Origin of the sequence: Neoroseomonas marina (assembly GCF_012927745.1) — a bacterium.
GTDB classification, from domain to species: Bacteria; Pseudomonadota; Alphaproteobacteria; order Acetobacterales; family Acetobacteraceae; genus Neoroseomonas; species Neoroseomonas marina.
Genome location: NZ_JABBKX010000002.1, coordinates 442,677 through 458,693, shown reverse-complemented (window position 1 = coordinate 458,693; position 16,017 = coordinate 442,677). Strand labels below are relative to the sequence as shown.

Annotated in this window: 19 protein-coding genes; 12 read left to right on the top strand and 7 right to left on the bottom strand. The window is 73.2% G+C overall.

What is annotated here, in order from left to right:
- Genes GWK16_RS07480 through GWK16_RS07470 form a run of 3 tightly spaced genes read left to right on the top strand, consistent with a single transcriptional unit; the run spans position 1 to position 1,468 of the window.
- A complete protein-coding gene (locus tag GWK16_RS07480) occupies positions 1-555 on the top strand; it encodes a hypothetical protein (protein WP_170053313.1) in 555 nt (184 codons plus the stop codon).
- Positions 552-887 (top strand): hypothetical protein, encoded by a 336-nt coding sequence (locus GWK16_RS07475; RefSeq protein WP_170053312.1) that lies wholly within the window; start codon positions 552-554, stop codon positions 885-887. Before GWK16_RS07480 ends, GWK16_RS07475 begins: the two co-directional genes overlap by 4 nt.
- Positions 884-1,468 carry a hypothetical protein gene (locus tag GWK16_RS07470; protein ID WP_170053311.1) on the top strand — a complete coding sequence of 195 codons (585 nt, stop codon included), beginning with the start codon at positions 884-886 and terminating at the stop codon, positions 1,466-1,468. The genes GWK16_RS07475 and GWK16_RS07470 overlap by 4 nt, the downstream gene beginning before the upstream one ends.
- A gap of 16 nt (positions 1,469-1,484) precedes the next feature.
- On the opposite strand, the gene GWK16_RS07465 is transcribed toward GWK16_RS07470, so the two are convergent.
- The 4 genes from GWK16_RS07465 to GWK16_RS07455 form a co-directional block, all read right to left on the bottom strand.
- The gene (locus tag GWK16_RS07465; protein WP_170053310.1) at positions 1,485-2,009 is read right to left on the bottom strand and encodes a hypothetical protein; all 525 of its coding nucleotides are present in this window, start codon (positions 2,007-2,009) and stop codon (positions 1,485-1,487) included.
- Positions 2,010-2,220: 211 nt separating this feature from the next.
- A complete protein-coding gene (gene cls / locus GWK16_RS07460) occupies positions 2,221-3,672 on the bottom strand; it encodes a cardiolipin synthase (protein WP_170053309.1) in 1,452 nt (483 codons plus the stop codon).
- A 75-nt stretch (positions 3,673-3,747) separates the two neighbouring features.
- Entirely contained in the window at positions 3,748-3,999 is a 252-nt protein-coding gene (locus GWK16_RS24985; protein WP_211187183.1) for a hypothetical protein, read from the bottom strand.
- Between the two features lie 126 nt (positions 4,000-4,125).
- Entirely contained in the window at positions 4,126-4,275 is a 150-nt protein-coding gene (locus tag GWK16_RS07455) for a hypothetical protein (RefSeq protein ID WP_170052914.1), read from the bottom strand.
- Positions 4,276-4,425: 150 nt separating this feature from the next.
- Between GWK16_RS07455 and GWK16_RS07450 the strand changes: the two genes are divergently transcribed.
- Positions 4,426-5,799 (top strand): L,D-transpeptidase scaffold domain-containing protein, encoded by a 1,374-nt coding sequence (locus tag GWK16_RS07450; RefSeq protein WP_170053308.1) that lies wholly within the window; start codon positions 4,426-4,428, stop codon positions 5,797-5,799.
- A 99-nt stretch (positions 5,800-5,898) separates the two neighbouring features.
- On the top strand, positions 5,899-7,281 hold the full coding sequence (locus GWK16_RS07445) for an L-serine ammonia-lyase (protein WP_170053307.1): 1,383 nt from the start codon (positions 5,899-5,901) through the stop codon (positions 7,279-7,281).
- 231 nt (positions 7,282-7,512) lie between these two features.
- Here the strand turns inward: GWK16_RS07445 and GWK16_RS07440 are convergent, their stop codons facing one another.
- On the bottom strand, positions 7,513-8,193 hold the full coding sequence (locus GWK16_RS07440; RefSeq protein WP_170053306.1) for an RES domain-containing protein: 681 nt from the start codon (positions 8,191-8,193) through the stop codon (positions 7,513-7,515).
- A complete protein-coding gene (locus GWK16_RS07435; RefSeq protein WP_170053305.1) occupies positions 8,190-8,714 on the bottom strand; it encodes an MbcA/ParS/Xre antitoxin family protein in 525 nt (174 codons plus the stop codon). The genes GWK16_RS07440 and GWK16_RS07435 overlap by 4 nt, the downstream gene beginning before the upstream one ends.
- A 380-nt stretch (positions 8,715-9,094) precedes the next feature.
- Between GWK16_RS07435 and hisB the strand changes: the two genes are divergently transcribed.
- From hisB to GWK16_RS07400, 7 genes are all read left to right on the top strand, one after another.
- Positions 9,095-9,709 (top strand): imidazoleglycerol-phosphate dehydratase HisB, encoded by a 615-nt coding sequence (gene hisB / locus GWK16_RS07430; protein WP_170053304.1) that lies wholly within the window; start codon positions 9,095-9,097, stop codon positions 9,707-9,709.
- Positions 9,710-9,711: 2 nt separating this feature from the next.
- On the top strand, positions 9,712-10,089 hold the full coding sequence (locus GWK16_RS07425; protein WP_170053303.1) for a DUF2628 domain-containing protein: 378 nt from the start codon (positions 9,712-9,714) through the stop codon (positions 10,087-10,089).
- Between the two features lie 16 nt (positions 10,090-10,105).
- Positions 10,106-10,765: an imidazole glycerol phosphate synthase subunit HisH gene (hisH, locus tag GWK16_RS07420; RefSeq protein ID WP_168041721.1), complete on the top strand. Its 660-nt coding sequence runs from the start codon at positions 10,106-10,108 to the stop codon at positions 10,763-10,765.
- The gene (locus GWK16_RS07415; RefSeq protein WP_168041722.1) at positions 10,762-11,352 is read left to right on the top strand and encodes a GNAT family N-acetyltransferase; all 591 of its coding nucleotides are present in this window, start codon (positions 10,762-10,764) and stop codon (positions 11,350-11,352) included. The genes hisH and GWK16_RS07415 overlap by 4 nt, the downstream gene beginning before the upstream one ends.
- A gap of 87 nt (positions 11,353-11,439) precedes the next feature.
- Positions 11,440-13,131 (top strand): DUF3300 domain-containing protein, encoded by a 1,692-nt coding sequence (locus tag GWK16_RS07410; RefSeq protein WP_170053302.1) that lies wholly within the window; start codon positions 11,440-11,442, stop codon positions 13,129-13,131.
- A gap of 11 nt (positions 13,132-13,142) precedes the next feature.
- Positions 13,143-14,111 carry a DUF2950 domain-containing protein gene (locus tag GWK16_RS07405; RefSeq protein WP_170053301.1) on the top strand — a complete coding sequence of 323 codons (969 nt, stop codon included), beginning with the start codon at positions 13,143-13,145 and terminating at the stop codon, positions 14,109-14,111.
- Positions 14,112-14,164: 53 nt separating this feature from the next.
- Positions 14,165-15,130, top strand: a complete 966-nt coding sequence (locus GWK16_RS07400; protein ID WP_170053300.1) for a patatin-like phospholipase family protein — start codon at positions 14,165-14,167, stop codon at positions 15,128-15,130.
- A 29-nt stretch (positions 15,131-15,159) separates the two neighbouring features.
- Here the strand turns inward: GWK16_RS07400 and trpA are convergent, their stop codons facing one another.
- The gene (trpA, locus tag GWK16_RS07395) at positions 15,160-15,990 is read right to left on the bottom strand and encodes a tryptophan synthase subunit alpha (protein WP_170053299.1); all 831 of its coding nucleotides are present in this window, start codon (positions 15,988-15,990) and stop codon (positions 15,160-15,162) included.
- Positions 15,991-16,017 lie beyond the last annotated feature (27 nt).

Sequence of the window (16,017 nt, the reverse complement as noted above, 5' to 3'; positions counted from 1 at the left end):
ATGGCCGCGAAGACCCGCACACCCGCGGCACCGGCCCTGATGGGGGATTGGCAGCGGCGCGTGGTGCTGGTGCTGCTGTTCGCCGGCGTTGCGCTCGCCATCGTTGGCGCCTCGGTGCCGCCGCGCGGGGGCCTCTACTGGCTCGCCGTGGTCGTCGCGCCGTTGCTCGGCGGGGGCCTCGGCCTTGTCCTCGCCGCCGGCCCCGGCCGGGCGCTCGAAACACGGCTGATCGCCAGCGACGCTCCACCGGCTGCGCCGGCGCCGCCTGCACCTGCCGCCCTGCCGCCGCCGCAGCGATTGGCACTGCAGACCGCGGTCCTGCCTCTGCTGCTGTCGGAACTTGCCCGCGCGGCGGATCGCATGGCCCCGCGCGAACGCGCCGCGGCGCTCGCCCTGGTCGAGGCCGGCGCCACCGCACCGGAAAGCGAGGCCCGCCAGGTGCTGGCGCGCGACCTGCCGGGGCTGATCACCGGCCTCGCCGCCGGCGGCGCCAGCGCCGCCGGAGCGGCAGAGGAGCTCGCCCGCCGCCTCGCCCTGCCGGGGGCCGCGCGATGAACGACGCCCTGCCCCGCGTGCGGCTCTACCTCGTCGGCGGCGCCGCGATGATCTTCCTCGGCGGGCTGCTGGTCGCGATCGGCCGCTGGAACGGCGCCGAGACCGACCGTGCCTTCGTCGAGGCCGCCGCGCTGGCCGCCCGCTCCCCGCCGCCAGCCGGCGGCATGCGCTACTGGGCCCCCGTGGAGGGCAGCCTGCCCGGCCCCGCCGCACGCGCCGCCATCGAGGCGACGGAGCGCCTGCGCCAGGTCCCGTCCCTTCCGATCCGTCCGCTGCAACTGCCGCGCTCAGCGCCATTGCCGGCCGAAAAGCCGCAGGCGGCGCCGCAATGACCCTCGGCATCCTCCTCCTGCTGGGCGGCGGCGCCTTCCTCGTCCTGGCCTTCCGACGGCTGCGCGCCGCGCGGGACCCGGGCTGGGTGCGCGCGGAGACCACCCGCCTGCGCATCGACCCCATGCCCGGCCAGGACACGCCGCGCCTGGCGCTGTGGCGCGGCGACCGCGTCGCCTTCGGCCCCGTCCCGGTCGCCTGGGACCCCCCCGAGGCCATGGCCGCCCTGCCCGCGCCGGTGACCGGCAGCGGCACCTACCGCGTGATGGGCGCGGTGGACCTGCGCGGAGAGGACGCCTTCGGCGCAGGGGATGCCCGGCTCGCGCAGACGCTGCGGACCGCACTGGGAACCGGCGCCTTGATCCTGATGCCGGATGGCGGGGACCGCCCGGTGCTGCTGCACGGCACCGGGCGCGCCGCGCGCGCCAGCGCGGGGGGCATCGGCATCGAGCAGGCGCAACTCGACGGCTTGCTCGCCGCGGTGGGCGATCCGGCCGGGCTGCGGGTGGAGGTGGTGCGGCGCCGCGTGCAACGCGCCGGCTGGGGCGGCGCGCAAGGCCAGCGACGGCGGGCGCGCCAATAGGCCGTGGCTTGGCGGGTCAGCCGCAGGCGGCGCAGGTGAACAGGCCGCGGCGTTCCCGCATCGGGTCGATGGCGTAACCGCAGCGCAGGCAGTTGGCGCCGTCATCGCTGGCGTCGAAGGGATCCGCCACGCGCCGCTCCGCCGGTCGCTCCGCCTTCTCCCGGCGCGGCGCCGGGGCTTTCCGCACCGGTTCCGGCACCTCGACAGGCGGGGTGGGCTCCGCGACGGCCGGCTCCCAGGCCGGCATCACATGGGCGGTCGGTTCGGATGCCGCGGCGGCAGGCAACGGTTCCGGGGCAGGGGCGGGTGCCTTTTCCCGCGCCGGGAAGCCGCCTTCCCAGGTCAGGGCGCGCACCCGGAAATCCTTGCGGGGCGCCCGGTCCTGGCCGGGCTGGCCGCCGCCCGAGCGGACGTGCACGACCTCCACAGCCCGGCTGCCGGTCGCACCGCCGCGCCGCGGGATGCTCAGCGTCTCGCGGCGGTCCTCGGCAGCCTGCTTGTTCTCGGTGAACCGAGCGAAGACTCGATCAATTTCGGTCATGCATCTTCATGCTTCGTGCCGCGCTTTCGGAGACGAGGGCGCAGCCAGGGTGGTTTGCCGGTGTGCGCTGCGACCATGGCCACAGGAAGGCCGTCGCCGATCGAGTCGAAACACCGGCAGCCCGCCATGGTTGCCGCCGAAACCACCGCGGCGTCAATGCCGTGGCGTCCGTCGCGAAACGATTTCGGCGCCCTGGTCCGATGCGCAGCCCTCACAGGAGCGGGCTGAACATGGTCAAGGTGTTCTCCCACAGACGGCGGGAGACGGACCGGCGCCCGAGGCTGTCCGGCAGGATCTCGGTCGCGTGGCGCAGATAGTCGTTCTGCCGTTCGCGCAGGTCGCGGGCCACGCCCTCGGCGCAGAGCAGGATGTTGTTCTCGAAGTTCAGGTCGATGCTGCGACGGTCCATGTTGGCCGACCCGACCAGGACCGCGGTGCCGTCCGCGACCAGCGTCTTGGCGTGCAGCAGCCCGCCGTGGAACTCGAAGATGCGCACCCCCGCGGCGAGAAGCTGCGGATAGTAGGCCCGGCTGATGGCGCCGACCGCCCAGGAATCATTGCGTGCCGGCAGGATCAGCCGGGTGTCCACGCCGCGGCGCGCGCAGGCCACGACGGCGGCGAGCAGCGGCGAGTCCGGCACGAAATAGGGCGTGGAGACCACCATCTCGCGTTCTGCCGCGCCGAGCAGCGCGATGAACACGTCGGCCATCGCGCCCTTCGGCGAGTCCGGGCCCGTGCCGAAGGCGATGGCGGGGAAGCCGCCGGGGTCGGGCGCGGCGAGCGGAGCCGCGAACAGCGGCGTCATGTCCTCGCCCGTCTCGGCCATCCAATCGCTGGCGAAAAGCAATTGGTTCTCCAGCACCACCGGCCCCTCGAAGGACAGCATGACGTCGACCCAGGGCGCGAAGCGCGGCTTCACGCGGAACTCCGGATCGGCGCAGTTCTGGCTGCCGCAGAAAGTCAGGCGGTTGTCGATCACCACGATCTTGCGATGGTTGCGCAGGTCGACCCGGTTGCCGAGGAAGGCGATCGACCCGCGCGCGATCGGCAGCGCGCTCTGCAGCCGCACGCCGGCCGCACGCATCTTCGACCAGTGCCCGGATCGCACCAGCGTTCGGGAGCCCAGCCCGTCGGCCATGACGCGGCAGGTCACGCCGCGCCGCGCCGCGCGGCACAGCGCCTCGACCACCTTCAGGCCGTTGATGTCGGCGAGCCAGATGTAGAAGGAGATGTGGACGGTCTCGGTCGCGCCCTCGATCGCCGCCACGATGGCGTCGACGGCCGCGTTGGAATCCGGCGCGAGGGTCGCGGCGTTGCCGGTCACGGCGGGCAGGCCGGACAATGCCTCGCACAGCCGGAAGGCGGCACGGAAGCGATCGGGGATGGCATCCCGCGGCGCCTCGGCCGCCCGGCAGGCCTGGCGGGCGGGGGCGACCAGCCGATCCGCCGCCGCCAGGGAGCGGTGCCGCAGCCGCCGCGTCAGCCGGGGTTCGCCCACCAGCAGGTAGGCGACGACGCCGACCACCGGCACCAGCAGCAGCGCCAGCACCCAGGCCGCGCGCGACATCGGGTCCCGCCCGTCGACCAGCAGGGCGCGCAGGATGACGACCAGTTGCACGAGGGCGAAACCGGCAGCCAGGAGCAGGTGCGTCGAGGTGAGCATCGGCCTCTTCGCTGCCCTGCTTCCGCACGCGTGTCCACAACGAGATGAGAAGAAGGGTCGCGCGGCGCCGCGCCCTTAGCCGGGCCGGTCGTGGGCCTCCACCGCCTCGCGGCCGGCGGGCAGGATCCGGTAGGTGCCGACCGGGATCCGGTCCCGCGCCGGCGTCGATGTCAGCGCCTTTCCGGCCGGCTTCGTGGTGGGCGTGGACGAGATGATCTCAGCCGCCCTGGCCGGGCTCGACCTGGCGAGGCCGTCACCATTCCGGTGCTGCCCGACGCCGCGGACTGGGCGGCGTTTGAAGCGGCTCGCCGCGCGATGCAGCCTCATCTGTCGCGGGACCGGGCGGCGGCCCGGTACGGCGTCGCGCGGGCGATACCGCTGCCGCAAAAAGCGACCGCCGGACAGGCCTTGGCCTGGTCCGGCGGCGCGATGGCCTCTGCGGTGGCCGGCGGATCAGCCGCGGGCGGGCGGCACCACGGCGGGCGGCGGCGGCGCGGCCGGAGCAGGCGCCGGCGGCGGGGGCTGCTGCTGCGCGCACGCCGCGACGAGCGCGAGCGCCGCCAGCATGGTCGCATTCCGGACAACCTTGGAGACACTGAACATCTGACTCTCCATAATTGGATCGCTCGTGGACAGAGGATGATCGAACGGCAATTCTTGGTAAAGAGTCAAACTATGAGTTGTGTAAACTTGCAGCACCACCTCGCGGACCCGATGCAGGCGACCGTCCCCGACAGCGCTGGGGATCGACAAATGCCCGGCCCATCCGACCGGCCCGGCTTGTCGCGGCGCGGCTTCGCCGGCGCATCCATGGGGCTGGCGACGATGGCGCTCAGCGCCTGCGGCGCCGACCCGCAGACCGAACTCGCGGTCGGGCGGCCGCCATCCGGGGAAGCCGCCTTCCAGGCCCTGCGCAGCAGCGGCGCCCAGGTCGTCGTCGCCGGCGAGAAGCTGAACGTCGATCTCCTCCGCCGCTTCTACGAACGTCACGATTACGCGCGCGTCTGGGCCACCAGGCCCGCCCAGGCGGAAGCCCTCGCCAAAGCGGTGCTGCGGTCGGGCGAACACGGTCTCGACCCCGAGCTGTTCTTCGGCAGCCTGCTGCAGCGGCGCGACACCTTCCCGCCCCTCCGGCGCGAACTCCTGCTGACGCATGCCGTCCTCACCTATGCGGAGGCGCTGGCCTTCGGCGCGGTCCCGCTCGATCGCCGCAAGGCGTCCGAGGCCCTCACCCCCGATCCGGTCGACGTGGCCGCCGTGCTCGACACCGCGATCGGCGCCCGCGACCCCGTGGCGGCGATCGAGGGGCTGGCGCCGGGCACGACGTCCTACCAGGCGCTGCGCGAGGCGTTGCGGCGGAACCGCCCGGCGACGCCGGCGGCGCGCCTGCGGCAGATCGAGGTCAATCTCGAACGCCAGCGCTGGCTGCCGCGCGCGCTCCCGCCGGACCGCGTCTGGGTGAACCTGACCGACCAGCGTCTGGTGCTGTATCGCGCCCAGCAGCCCGTCTTCACCACGCGGGTCATCGTCGGGGAGGAGGTCGACCGCAAGCAGAGCCCCGAGTTCCGCGCGCAGATCGAAGCCGGCTTCTTCAACCCGCCCTGGATCATCCCGCAGGACATCGTCGCGGCCGACATCCTCCCCAGGCTCGACCGCGAACCGGACTACCTCGAGCGTCACAACATGGTGATGCGCCCCAATGGCGAGATCGAGCAGCGGCCGGGGCCGGATGCCGGGCTCGGGGTGGTGATGTTCGACATGCCGAACCGGTTCGACGTCTACCTGCACGACACGCCGGACAAGCACCTGTTCACCCGCGACAACCGGCGCATCAGCAATGGCTGCATCCGCGTGCAGAACCCGCTGGAATTCGCGGCGCTGCTGATGCGCCAGCCGGTCGACAGCTTCGAACCGGTCCTCGCGACGGGTCGCACGACGCGCCGGCGCCTGCCGACCCCGATGCCCGTCTTCCTGGTCTATCAGACCGCCTTCGCGGGCCCTACCGGCGGGCTCGAGTTCCGGCCCGATTTCTACAACCGGGATGCCGACCTGTGGCGCCAGTTGCAGAAGCGCCCGCAGGATCGGGAGTCGGGACCGCTGGCCGGGCGTCTACCGATCAGGGCCTGACCGCCGGCATCGCCGTCCGCGGCGACGTTCGGACGGGCCCACGCTCTCGCCTCATCATCGGCGGCAGGGCATGCTCGGCCAAACGGCTGGGACGACCCGATGACCGAAAGCGCCGGCGGCACACCATGGATCGGGCCTCTCGACCTGTTCCGGATTGGCCTCGGGCCGTCGAGTTCGCACACGGTGGGCCCGATGGTGGCGGCGGCGGATTTCGCCGCGCGCCTGCCGGCGGGCATCGAGCGGATCTCGGCCCATCTCTACGGATCGCTCGCCCTGACCGGCCGCGGCCACGCGACGGACACCGCGCTGCTTCTCGGCCTTACCGGCGCACAGCCGGACACGCTCGATCCCGACGACGCCGCGGTGATCCTCGCCACCATCCAGCGCCGCCGGCGCCTCACCCTGCCGAGCGGGGAGGAGGTGCTGCTCGATCCCGCCGCCGACATCGTCTTCCATCCGCGCGAAACCCTGCCCCTGCACAGCAACGGCCTGTCCTTCACCGCCACGGGCCGGGGCGATCCCGTCGGGCGCGCCTACTACTCGATCGGCGGCGGCTTCGTGCTCGATGAGGCTGGCGGACCGCTCGATGCCGCCGCCCGGGCGGAAGCGCCGGTTCCCCATCCGTTCGGCGACGCGGCCGAGCTGCTGCGCCGCGCCGAGGACGCCGGGCTGACCATCGCGGAGCTCGTGCGGCGGAACGAAAGCGTCGCCCATCCAGGCCGCGATCTCTCGGCGGGCCTCGCCCGCATCTGGAGCGCGATGCGCGCCTGCGTGGCGCGGGGCCTCGCGGGTGAGGGCGAGCTGCCCGGCGGCCTGCGCGTCCGCCGCCGCGCCGCCGCGCTGCTGCGCCGGCTGGAGGTCCAGGGCGCCGCCAACGACCCGGACCTGCTCGGCGCCATGGACTGGGTCAATCTGTGGGCCCTGGCCGTGAACGAGGAGAACGCGGCCGGCGGGCGCGTCGTCACCGCGCCGACCAACGGGGCCGCGGGCATCATTCCGGCCGTCCTGCACTACTACGATCGCTTCGTCCCCGGCGCCTCGCCGGCCGGTGTCGAGACCTTCCTGCTCGCGGCCTCGGCGATCGGCGCGATCATCAAGCGCAACGCCTCGATCTCCGGCGCCGAGATGGGATGCCAGGGGGAAGTGGGATCGGCCTGCGCCATGGCGGCCGGCGGCCTGGCCGCCGCGCTCGGCGGCAGCAACGCGCAGGTGGAGAACGCCGCCGAGATCGGGCTCGAGCACAATCTGGGCCTGACCTGCGACCCGGTGGGCGGGCTGGTCCAGGTGCCGTGCATCGAGCGGAACGCCATCGCCGCCGTGAAGGCGATCAACGCGTGCCGGCTGGCGCTGCATGGCGACGGCACGCATCGCGTCAGCCTCGACCAGGCGGTGGCCACCATGCGCCAGACCGGCCGCGACATGTCCTACAAGTACAAGGAAACCTCGCTCGGCGGCCTCGCCGTCAATGTCGTCGCCTGCTGATCCGTCGCGGCAATCCTCGCGCGGCATCCGGCGCAGGCGGGGCGCGTTCCGGATGCGCCACCTTGGGCAGGTCGCTTCCGCACGGCGCGGCCCGGTGCGCGCCGGGGTCGCGCGCCAGGACGCGCAACCGGAGCGGATCCCGATCAGGGGGAACCACTTGATCGGGTGAAGATGTCCGCGAAACAGAAGACCTCGAGGCATCGCCGTGCGCCATGGCGAACGGAAACGCCTCTAGACCGCCGCCCTCAGGGTCCGCGCGATGATCCGTCCTTCGACGGGGACGATCAGGTCGTAATGCCCCGTCTGCACGACATCGAGGATCTGCCTGGGACGGAAGGCCACGACATTCGTCCCGCCCCGATGGCGCAGGCTGTCATAGACGATGCCGGACTGCGCCGATGCGCGGACGGCCTCCCCGAAGACCTGCGACGCGGCGTAGCTGGTGCTGGCGTAGAGGTCCGGCCGGAGCTCCTGCTGACCGCGGAGGTCGCGATAATCGCGTCCGATCAGACGACACGTATAGCACCGGAAGGTCCGCCGCTCCTCGGTCCTGCCACGGGCCCTCGCTTCGCGGCGCAGATGGTGCGCCACCTCCGCGATCGCGGTGGGGAGCGCCGCGGCCGCGTACCATCCGCCCAGTTCGGGTCCGTTGAAGCGTGACCCCGCCGGCGCGGCATGAAGGAAGGACGCCATGACGACGCTGGCGTTCGGGGTGCCGTAGACCCATTGCTCGCGCGGCAGCCGCGCGATCCGCTCCGCAACGAGGCGATCGTTGGTCCATCCCTCGAGTTCCATCACCGCCTCGAGATCGCCGGGTGTCGCGACCGTGTCGAAGGCGGCGATCGGGGGAAACCTGGAAGGGATTAGGCGCCAGGCAGGCTGCGGCGCTTCGACCAGGGCTTCGGGGGTCACGTGATGAGGATGTCCTCGTCCGACAGCGCCGCGGCGCCGTCATCGGCGGCGTTGGGCGCCATGTAGAGCCCGCCGCGCGCCGCATCGAGGAAGCGCCGCAGCAGCATCAGCCCGTCCTGCGTGCCGCCCAGGGCCAGGGCGATGGGCGGCTGGCCGCCGAAGGGCAGCGCCGCATGCGGTTCGCGCAGCCACCGCAGGCCGTCCGCATCCGAGGCGAAGAGGATGCGCAGCGCCTTGTGGATTCCGAGCACGGCGGAGATCCGCAACAGGGTGTCGGTGGGCAGCGTGATGTCCTCGCCGTCGCGGGCCGCCTTGACCCAGCCGTAATAGGTCGAGCGCGACGGCAGCCCCAACACCAGCAGCCGGTCGTCCTGCGACAGCGCCCACAGATCGGCGATGGCGATGAAGGTGCGCATGGCGGGGCCGCTCAGGCGCCGCCGATTGGCCGAGGTGAAGCGGGACGCGTCGAGCGGCACGGGCGCCGGGGCCATGGACGGAGCAGGGTGATGGGCACGTCTCATGGGCAGTATCTCCATATTCGGATTTAGTGTCCGAATATGGATATGTCAACCATTCGCCGCCGGATGGGACGCCGATCTCTCGCCGGGATGTCCGCCGATCCTGACCTTCCCTGGTCGCATCGGGACGGCCGGGGGGGGTCGGCGATGTGTTCGGCGCCCGGATGGCGCGGACTTCGGAACCGGCACGCCAGTCCGTCGCCTGCGAACCGGGTCCGGACGCGACGCTGTCGAGGTGCGTCCCCGCACGTGCCGGCCGAGGCCCTCCCGGTGAGGCCCGGTCCGCTCGGAAACGCGGCGCCGGGCGGCCGCCTTGGTGGTTCGCCGCCCCGGCTCGCCGGCGGCCGTTGCGGGCATAGCCCCGGGAGGCGTAGGAAGCGCCCATGGATGGCTTTCCCGCCCTGCCGCGTCGTGCCGAGATCGCCCGCAAGACCGCCGAAACCGACATCCGCGTCGCCGTCGACCTGGACGGCACGGGCCGCGCGACCGTGGCCACCGGGGTCGGCTTCCTCGACCACATGCTGACCGCCCTCGCCCGCCACTCCATGATCGACATGGAAATCGCGGCGGTGGGCGACCTGCACATCGACTTCCACCACACCGCCGAGGATGTGGGCATCGTGCTCGGCCAGTGCCTGAAGAAGGCGCTGGGGGAGAAGCGCGGCATCCGCCGCTACGGGGCCGCCCTGTTGCCGATGGACGAGGCGCTGGCGGAATGCGCGGTCGACATCTCCGGCCGGCCCTTCCTGGCCTGGTCGGTACCCTTCGCCCGCGACAAGGTGGGCGAGATGGACACCGAGCTGTTCGAGGAGTTCTTCCGCGCCCTCGCCTTCAATGCCGGCGTCACGATGCACATGACCTTGAAGGCCGGCACCAACGCGCACCATGTCGCTGAGGCCTGCTTCAAGGCGGCCGCCCGCGCGCTGCGGGAGGCCGTCGAGCCCGACCCGCGGGCGGCAGGCGCGGTGCCCTCGACCAAGGGTGTGCTGGAGGCCTGAGGATGCGCGTCTGGACGGTGCATGGCAGGCCGGCTTCCGAAAGGAAGGCGCCGAGGGTGGTGCTGGTGCGGGACGGCTTTTCCTGGGGTGCCTTCCTGTTCCCCACGATCTGGTTCCTGTGGAACGGGCTGATCGCGCTGGCGGCGATGCATTTCGCGCTGGTGGCGTTGCTCGGCGCGCTGCTGCCGGTGGCGGCGGTGCCCTTCGCGCTGGCCGGCCTGCAATGCTTCATCGGCTTCGAGGCACGGAACCTGCAAGCGTGGTGGCTGGGACTTCAGGGCTTCCGGCCGGAGGCGGTGCTGGTGGCGCGGGACGAGGACGCGGCCGTCCTCAATCTCGCCTCCTTCCGCCCCGACCTGGCCCGCGTGGCCGCCGGCTGAGGGGAAGGGGACGACCATGGCTCAGCGTGTCGCGGTGGTGGATCCGGGGTCGGGCAACCTGGCCTCGGTGGTGCGCGCCTTCGAGAAGGCGGCCGAGGACAATGAGATCGAGGCGGTGGTGAAGGTGGTCACGGCCGCCGCCGACCTGCGCGTCGCGGACCGCATCGTGCTGCCGGGCCAGGGGGCGTTCGCGGCCTGCCGGCGGGGGCTCGACGCCCTGCCGGGCATGGTGGACGCGCTCGAGGAACGGGTGCGTGGGCAGGGCGTGCCGTTCCTGGGCATCTGCGTCGGGATGCAGCTGATGGGCACGCGCGGGCTCGAGCACGGGGAGACGCCGGGCCTCGGCTGGATTCCCGGCACGGTGGCGCCGATGGACCCCAAGGGGCCGGACGGGCTGCCGCTGCCGCTGCCGCAGATGGGATGGAACGCGCTGTCCTTCGAAGCCGGCTATCACCCGGTGCTCGACGGGGTGAAGCCGGGCGACCAGGTCTATTTCGTCCATTCCTTCGCCTTCGAGGCCGAGGACCCGGAGGACGTCGTCGCCACCACCGACTACGGCGGTCCAGTGACCGCGGTCATCGCGCGGGGCAACCTCGCCGGGCTTCAGTTCCACGTCGAGAAGAGCGGACCGGTGGGGCTGAAGATGCTGGCGAATTTCCTGCGGTGGGAACCGTGAACGGTTCCGCTGCCCTCCAGGCCGCGCGGGAACTCGCCGTCGAGCGCGTGGAGCGGCTGTCGGAGGCGGATCTCGCCGACCTCGCCGAGGCCACCGACGCCGCCATCATCGAAAGCGGCGGCTTCGGCTGGGTGGAACCGCAGGGCCGTGGCGCCCTCGAACGCCATTTCCGGGGCGTGTTGCTGGTGCCGGAGCGCGAGTTGTTCGTCGCGCGGCTGGACGGGCATGCCGTGGGCTCGGCCCTGCTGGTGCGCCCGCCGCGCAACAACGAGGCCCAGGCCTTCGCCGCGACGCTGACCCACGCCTACATCGCCCCCTATGCGCGCGGCTTCGGCCTGGCGCGGATGCTGGTGGCGAAGGTCGAGGAACGGGCGGCCGCGCTGGGCCACCGGGTGATCAACCTCGACGTGCGGGAGACGCAGGCGACCGCGATCGCGCTGTTCGAGAGCCTGGGCTACCAGCACTGGGGAACCCATCCCTTCTACGCGCGGGTGCGCGGCCAGACGGTGGCGGGGCGCTTCTACATGAAGACGCTGGAGCCGGGCCGCGGGCGCAGCACCGGTGCGCTGATCGACGGCGCGGCCTGAGGGGGCGCAGCCCGCTGGCCAGCGGGGTGTGTTCCGCGCTTACATGACGCAGGCCGAAACTTCGGCCGGGCGTCCAGGAACACGACCATGCCAGCCTGCCCCTCCAAGTCCCCCCTCCCCCGGGATCGCGGCGATGCGCGGAAGGCCGCCCTGATCGCGCTCGCCATGGCCTTCGGCGGGGTCGCGGCCTTTGCCGGCGCGCCGCGGCCGGGCTTCGCCCAAGGCGCGCCGCCGACCGCCCGGGCGCCCGCGCCGGTCGCCGTGTCTCCGCAACAGGACCGGCTGACCCAGGCGCAACTCGAGCAACTGCTCGCGCCGATCGCGCTCTACCCCGACGACCTGCTGATGCAGATGCTGATGGCCTCGACCTATCCGCTCGAGGTGGTGCAAGCGAAGCGCTGGCTCGGTCAGGGGCAGAACGGCGCGCTGCGCGGGGATGCGCTGGCGCAGGCGCTGAACGCCCAGTCCTGGGACCCGTCGGTGAAGTCGCTGGTGCCGTTCCCCGACGTGCTGACGATGATGAACGACCAGCTCGACTGGACGCAGCAGGTCGGCGACGCGGTGCTGGCGCAGCAGCAGGACGTGATGAACGCGGTCCAGGTGCTGCGCGGCCGCGCCCAGGCGAACGGCGCCCTGCAGTCCGGGCCGCAGCAGACGGTGACGGTGACGCAGAACGTGACCGTCCCCCCGCCCGCCGCGGGCGACGCGACGCCAGCGGTCGCCCCGCCGCCGCAGGTCATCACCATCGCGCCGACGCAGCCCGACACGGTCTACGTGCCCGCCTACAACCCGAACGTGGTCTACGGCACCTGGCCCTATCCGCAGTATCCGCCGCCCTACTACCCGCCGCCGGTGGGCTGGGGGCTGGGCAGCGCGCTGCTGACCGGTATGGCCTTCGCGGGGGGCGCGGCGATCGTCGGCTCATTGTGGGGCTGGGGCAGCGCGAACTGGGGGCGCGGGGACATCAACGTCAACGCGAACCGCTACAACAACATCAACGTCAACCGGGCACAGATCAGCGGCAACACCTGGCGGCACGACACGACGCATCGCCAGGGCGTGGCCTATCGCAGCGACGACGTCCGCAACCGCGTGAATGCCAACCGGCCGGACGGGTCGCGTCCGGCGATGACCGACCGCGACCGGGCGCAGGCGCGCGACCAGTTCCGCGGGCGCGTGGACCAGGCGGAACGCGGGCAGGGCCTCGGCGACCGCGGCGGGCCCGGGGATCGTGGTGGGCTTGGTGATCGCGGCGGGCTTGGTGATCGCGGGGGGCTCGGAGACCGTGGAGGTCCGGGCGGCGCGGACCGGCCGTCGCTCGGGGATCGCGGCGGTGCGGGCGCGCAGCGGCCAGGCGGCGGGGATCGGCCCACGCTCGGGGATCGCGGGCCGGGTGGGGGCAACCGGCCGTCGCTCGGCGACCGCGGCGGCGCGGGTGCCCAGAGGCCCGGCGGCGCGAACCTGGCCAACCGCGCCGGCGCCGGAGCCGGGGCGCAACGCCCGGGCGGCGGCGCGGCGCAGCAACGCCCCGCAGTGCAGCACAATGCCGCCGGGCGTCCGCAGGGGTTCCAGCCGCAACGGCAGCAGCGCCAGGCGCCGCAGGGCTTCCAGGGCATGGGCGATGGCGGCCGGGAACGCGCCGCAGCCCAGCGTGGCGCGGCAAGCCGGCAGGGGCAGCCGGCCGCGCGCGCCCAGGCGCATCAGCGCGCCGCGGCACGTCCGGCCGGCGGCGGCGGCGGGCGCGCAGCCCGCGGCGGTGGGCGCGGCGGTCGGCGGTGAGGAGACAGGCCATGATCCGGACCACGATCCTCGGCGGCCTCGCGGCCCTTCTCCTGGCCGGCGGCGCGATCGCGCAGGTCCCGGCGCCCGAACCCGCGTCCCCGGCTGAGCAGCAGGCGGCCCCGCGCCCCGTCCCGCCCCAGGCGTTCCGCTCGCCCGAGGACGGCTTCGCCGCCTTCGTCGCCGCGCTGCGCGCGCGCAGTGACGCGCAGGGGGTGCGCGTCCTGGGCAGCGCGGGCGCCCGCTACATCCGCTCCGGCGATCCGGTGGCCGACCGCACGGCGCGCGAGCGCTTCCTCGCCGCCTATGACCGGAAGAACGAGATCGTCCGGCCGTCCGCCGACCGCGCCGTCCTGCAGGTCGGCGACGATGGCTGGCCGCTGCCGATCCCGATGATCCAGCGCGGCGGGACCTGGCGCTTCGACGCCGTCGCCGGCGGGCAGGAGATCGCCAACCGCCGGATCGGCCGCAACGAGCTCGACACCATCGAGACGCTGCGCGCCGTGGTCGACGCGCAGCGCGACTTCGCGAGCACCGTCGGGCGCCAGGGCGCCTTCCAGGCCTATGCGCGGCGCTTCTTCTCCTCGCCCGGGCAGCGCGACGGGCTCTATTGGCCGACCCAGCCGGGCGAGGCGGACAGCCCGCTCGGACCCTTCATGGCGGCGGCGAGCGCGGGCGGCTACGCGCGCACGCCGGGCGACCGGCCGCAGCCCTATCACGGCTACTTCTTCCGCATCCTCGAAGCCCAGGGGCCGAATGCGCCGGGCGGCGCGGCGGACTTCGTCGTGAACGGGCGGATGATCGGCGGCTTCGCGGTCGTCGCGTGGCCGGCCGTCTACGGCAATTCCGGCATCAAGACCTTCATGGTGAGCCACACGGGCGTGGTCTACGAACAGGACCTGGGCCCCGACACGGCCCGCGAGGCGCGCGAGATCACGGCCTTCGATCCCGGGCCGGGCTGGAGCCGCGTCGCGGAGTAGAAGCGCGGCGGCGCGCAACCCAGGTGTCCCCCCATCCCCGCAGGGAGCCTGCCATGACCCAGCCGCCGCTCGTCGCCATCGCCTGCCAGGGCGGGGGCAGCCATGCCGCCTTCACCGCCGGGGCGCTGCACGCGCTGTTCGGGCCGCATCACGCGGAACGCTTCACGCTGCGCGGGTTGTCGGGGACCTCGGGCGGGGCGGTCTGCGCGGCGCTGGCCTGGGCGGGGCTGCTGACCGGCGGCTTCGCGGATGCGCGCCGGCGGCTCGAGGCCTTCTGGACGCATGTCGCCGCCTCGGACCCGATCGAGCGGGTGGTCAACGACTGGTCGCTCGCCTTCGCGCGGCTGCCGGTGACGGCGCAGCTCAGCCCCTATGCCTATTGCGCGCTGGCCGAGCCGCGGCTGCGCGAATTGCTCGGCGCGTATCTGCGGCTCGACGCGCTGCCCGCCGGCCGTGCGGGCCCGGCGCTGCGGATCGCGGCCGCGAACGTCCTGACGGGTGAGGCCGGCATCTTCGGCGGCGAGGACCTGACGCTGGACGACGTGGTCGCCTCGGCCGCCGTGCCACCCATCTTCCGCGCGGTCCGGACCCGCGGTGGGCTGTGGTGGGACGGGATGTTCAGCCAGAACCCGCCGCTGCGCGACCTGCTCGACCTCGACCCCAAGCCGCGCGAGCTCTGGGTCATCCGGCTCAATCCGCGGCGGCGGGCCGAGGAGCCGATGACCGTCGCCGAGATCGACGACCGGCGGAACGAGATGGCGGGCAACGTGCCGCTCGACCAGGAGCTCGACATGATCCGCCGCTTCAACCGGCTGCGGCTGACCTCACCCGACGTCGCGGACCGCTACGCGGCGATCACCGTGCGGGAGATCGAACTCGACCTGCACCTCGACTACCAGTCGAAGCTCGACCGGTCGCCCGCGCTGCTGGAAACGCTGCGCGCCCATGGGGCGCGGCGCGCCGCGCACTTCTTCGAGGACAGGTCGATCACCGTGCTTCCCGACGGGCGCGCGGCGTAGGCGGGGGGCCGAGCCGCCCGCCGCTCGCATCATGCCGCCTTGGGCGTGGCGCGGATCGCCTCGGCCAGCGCGCGGACCTGGTCGAGCACCTTGCGCACCGCGTCGGGCTTCGCGCGGCCCTGCGCATCGAGGTTCTCGGCCAGCGTGTCGATCAGCGCGGAGGCCACCACGGCGCCGTCCGCGATGCGCGCGGCCTCGGCCGCCTGCTCGGGGCTGCGGACGCCGAAGCCGATGGCGATCGGCAGGTCGGTGTGGCGGCGGATGCGCGGGATGGCGGCGGCCAGCGCCTCGCTCGTCGCGCTGCGCGTCCCGGTGATGCCGGTGATCGCGACGTAGTAGACGAAGCCCGAGGTGGCCGCGAGCACCCGCGGCAGCCGCGCCTCGTCCGTGGTCGGCGCCACCAGGCGAATGAGGTCGAGCCCGTTCGCGCGCGCATGGGGCTCGATCTCGTCCGCTTCCTCGGGCGGGACGTCGACGACGATCAGCCCGTCCACGCCCGATGCCGCCGCGTCGGTGCAGAAGCGCTCGACGCCATAGGACAGGATCGGGTTGAAGTAGCCCATCAGGATGACCGGCGTGGCGTCGTCCTCGCGCCGGAAGTCGCGCACCATGGCGAGGGTGGCGGAGAGCGTCGCGCCCGCCTTCAGCCCGCGCTGGCCGGCCCGCTGGATGGTCGGGCCATCGGCCATCGGGTCGGTGAAGGGCACGCCGATCTCGATCAGGTCCGCGCCGGCGCGGGGGAAGCCGCGCAGGATCGCCATGGAGGTGGCGGGATCGGGGTCATAGGCCTCGAGGAAGGGAATGAGCGCCCCGCGCCCTTCGGCCTTCAGCGCGGCGAAGCGCGCAGCGATACGGCTCATGTGGATGCCCTCAGACGCCGGGCGCGG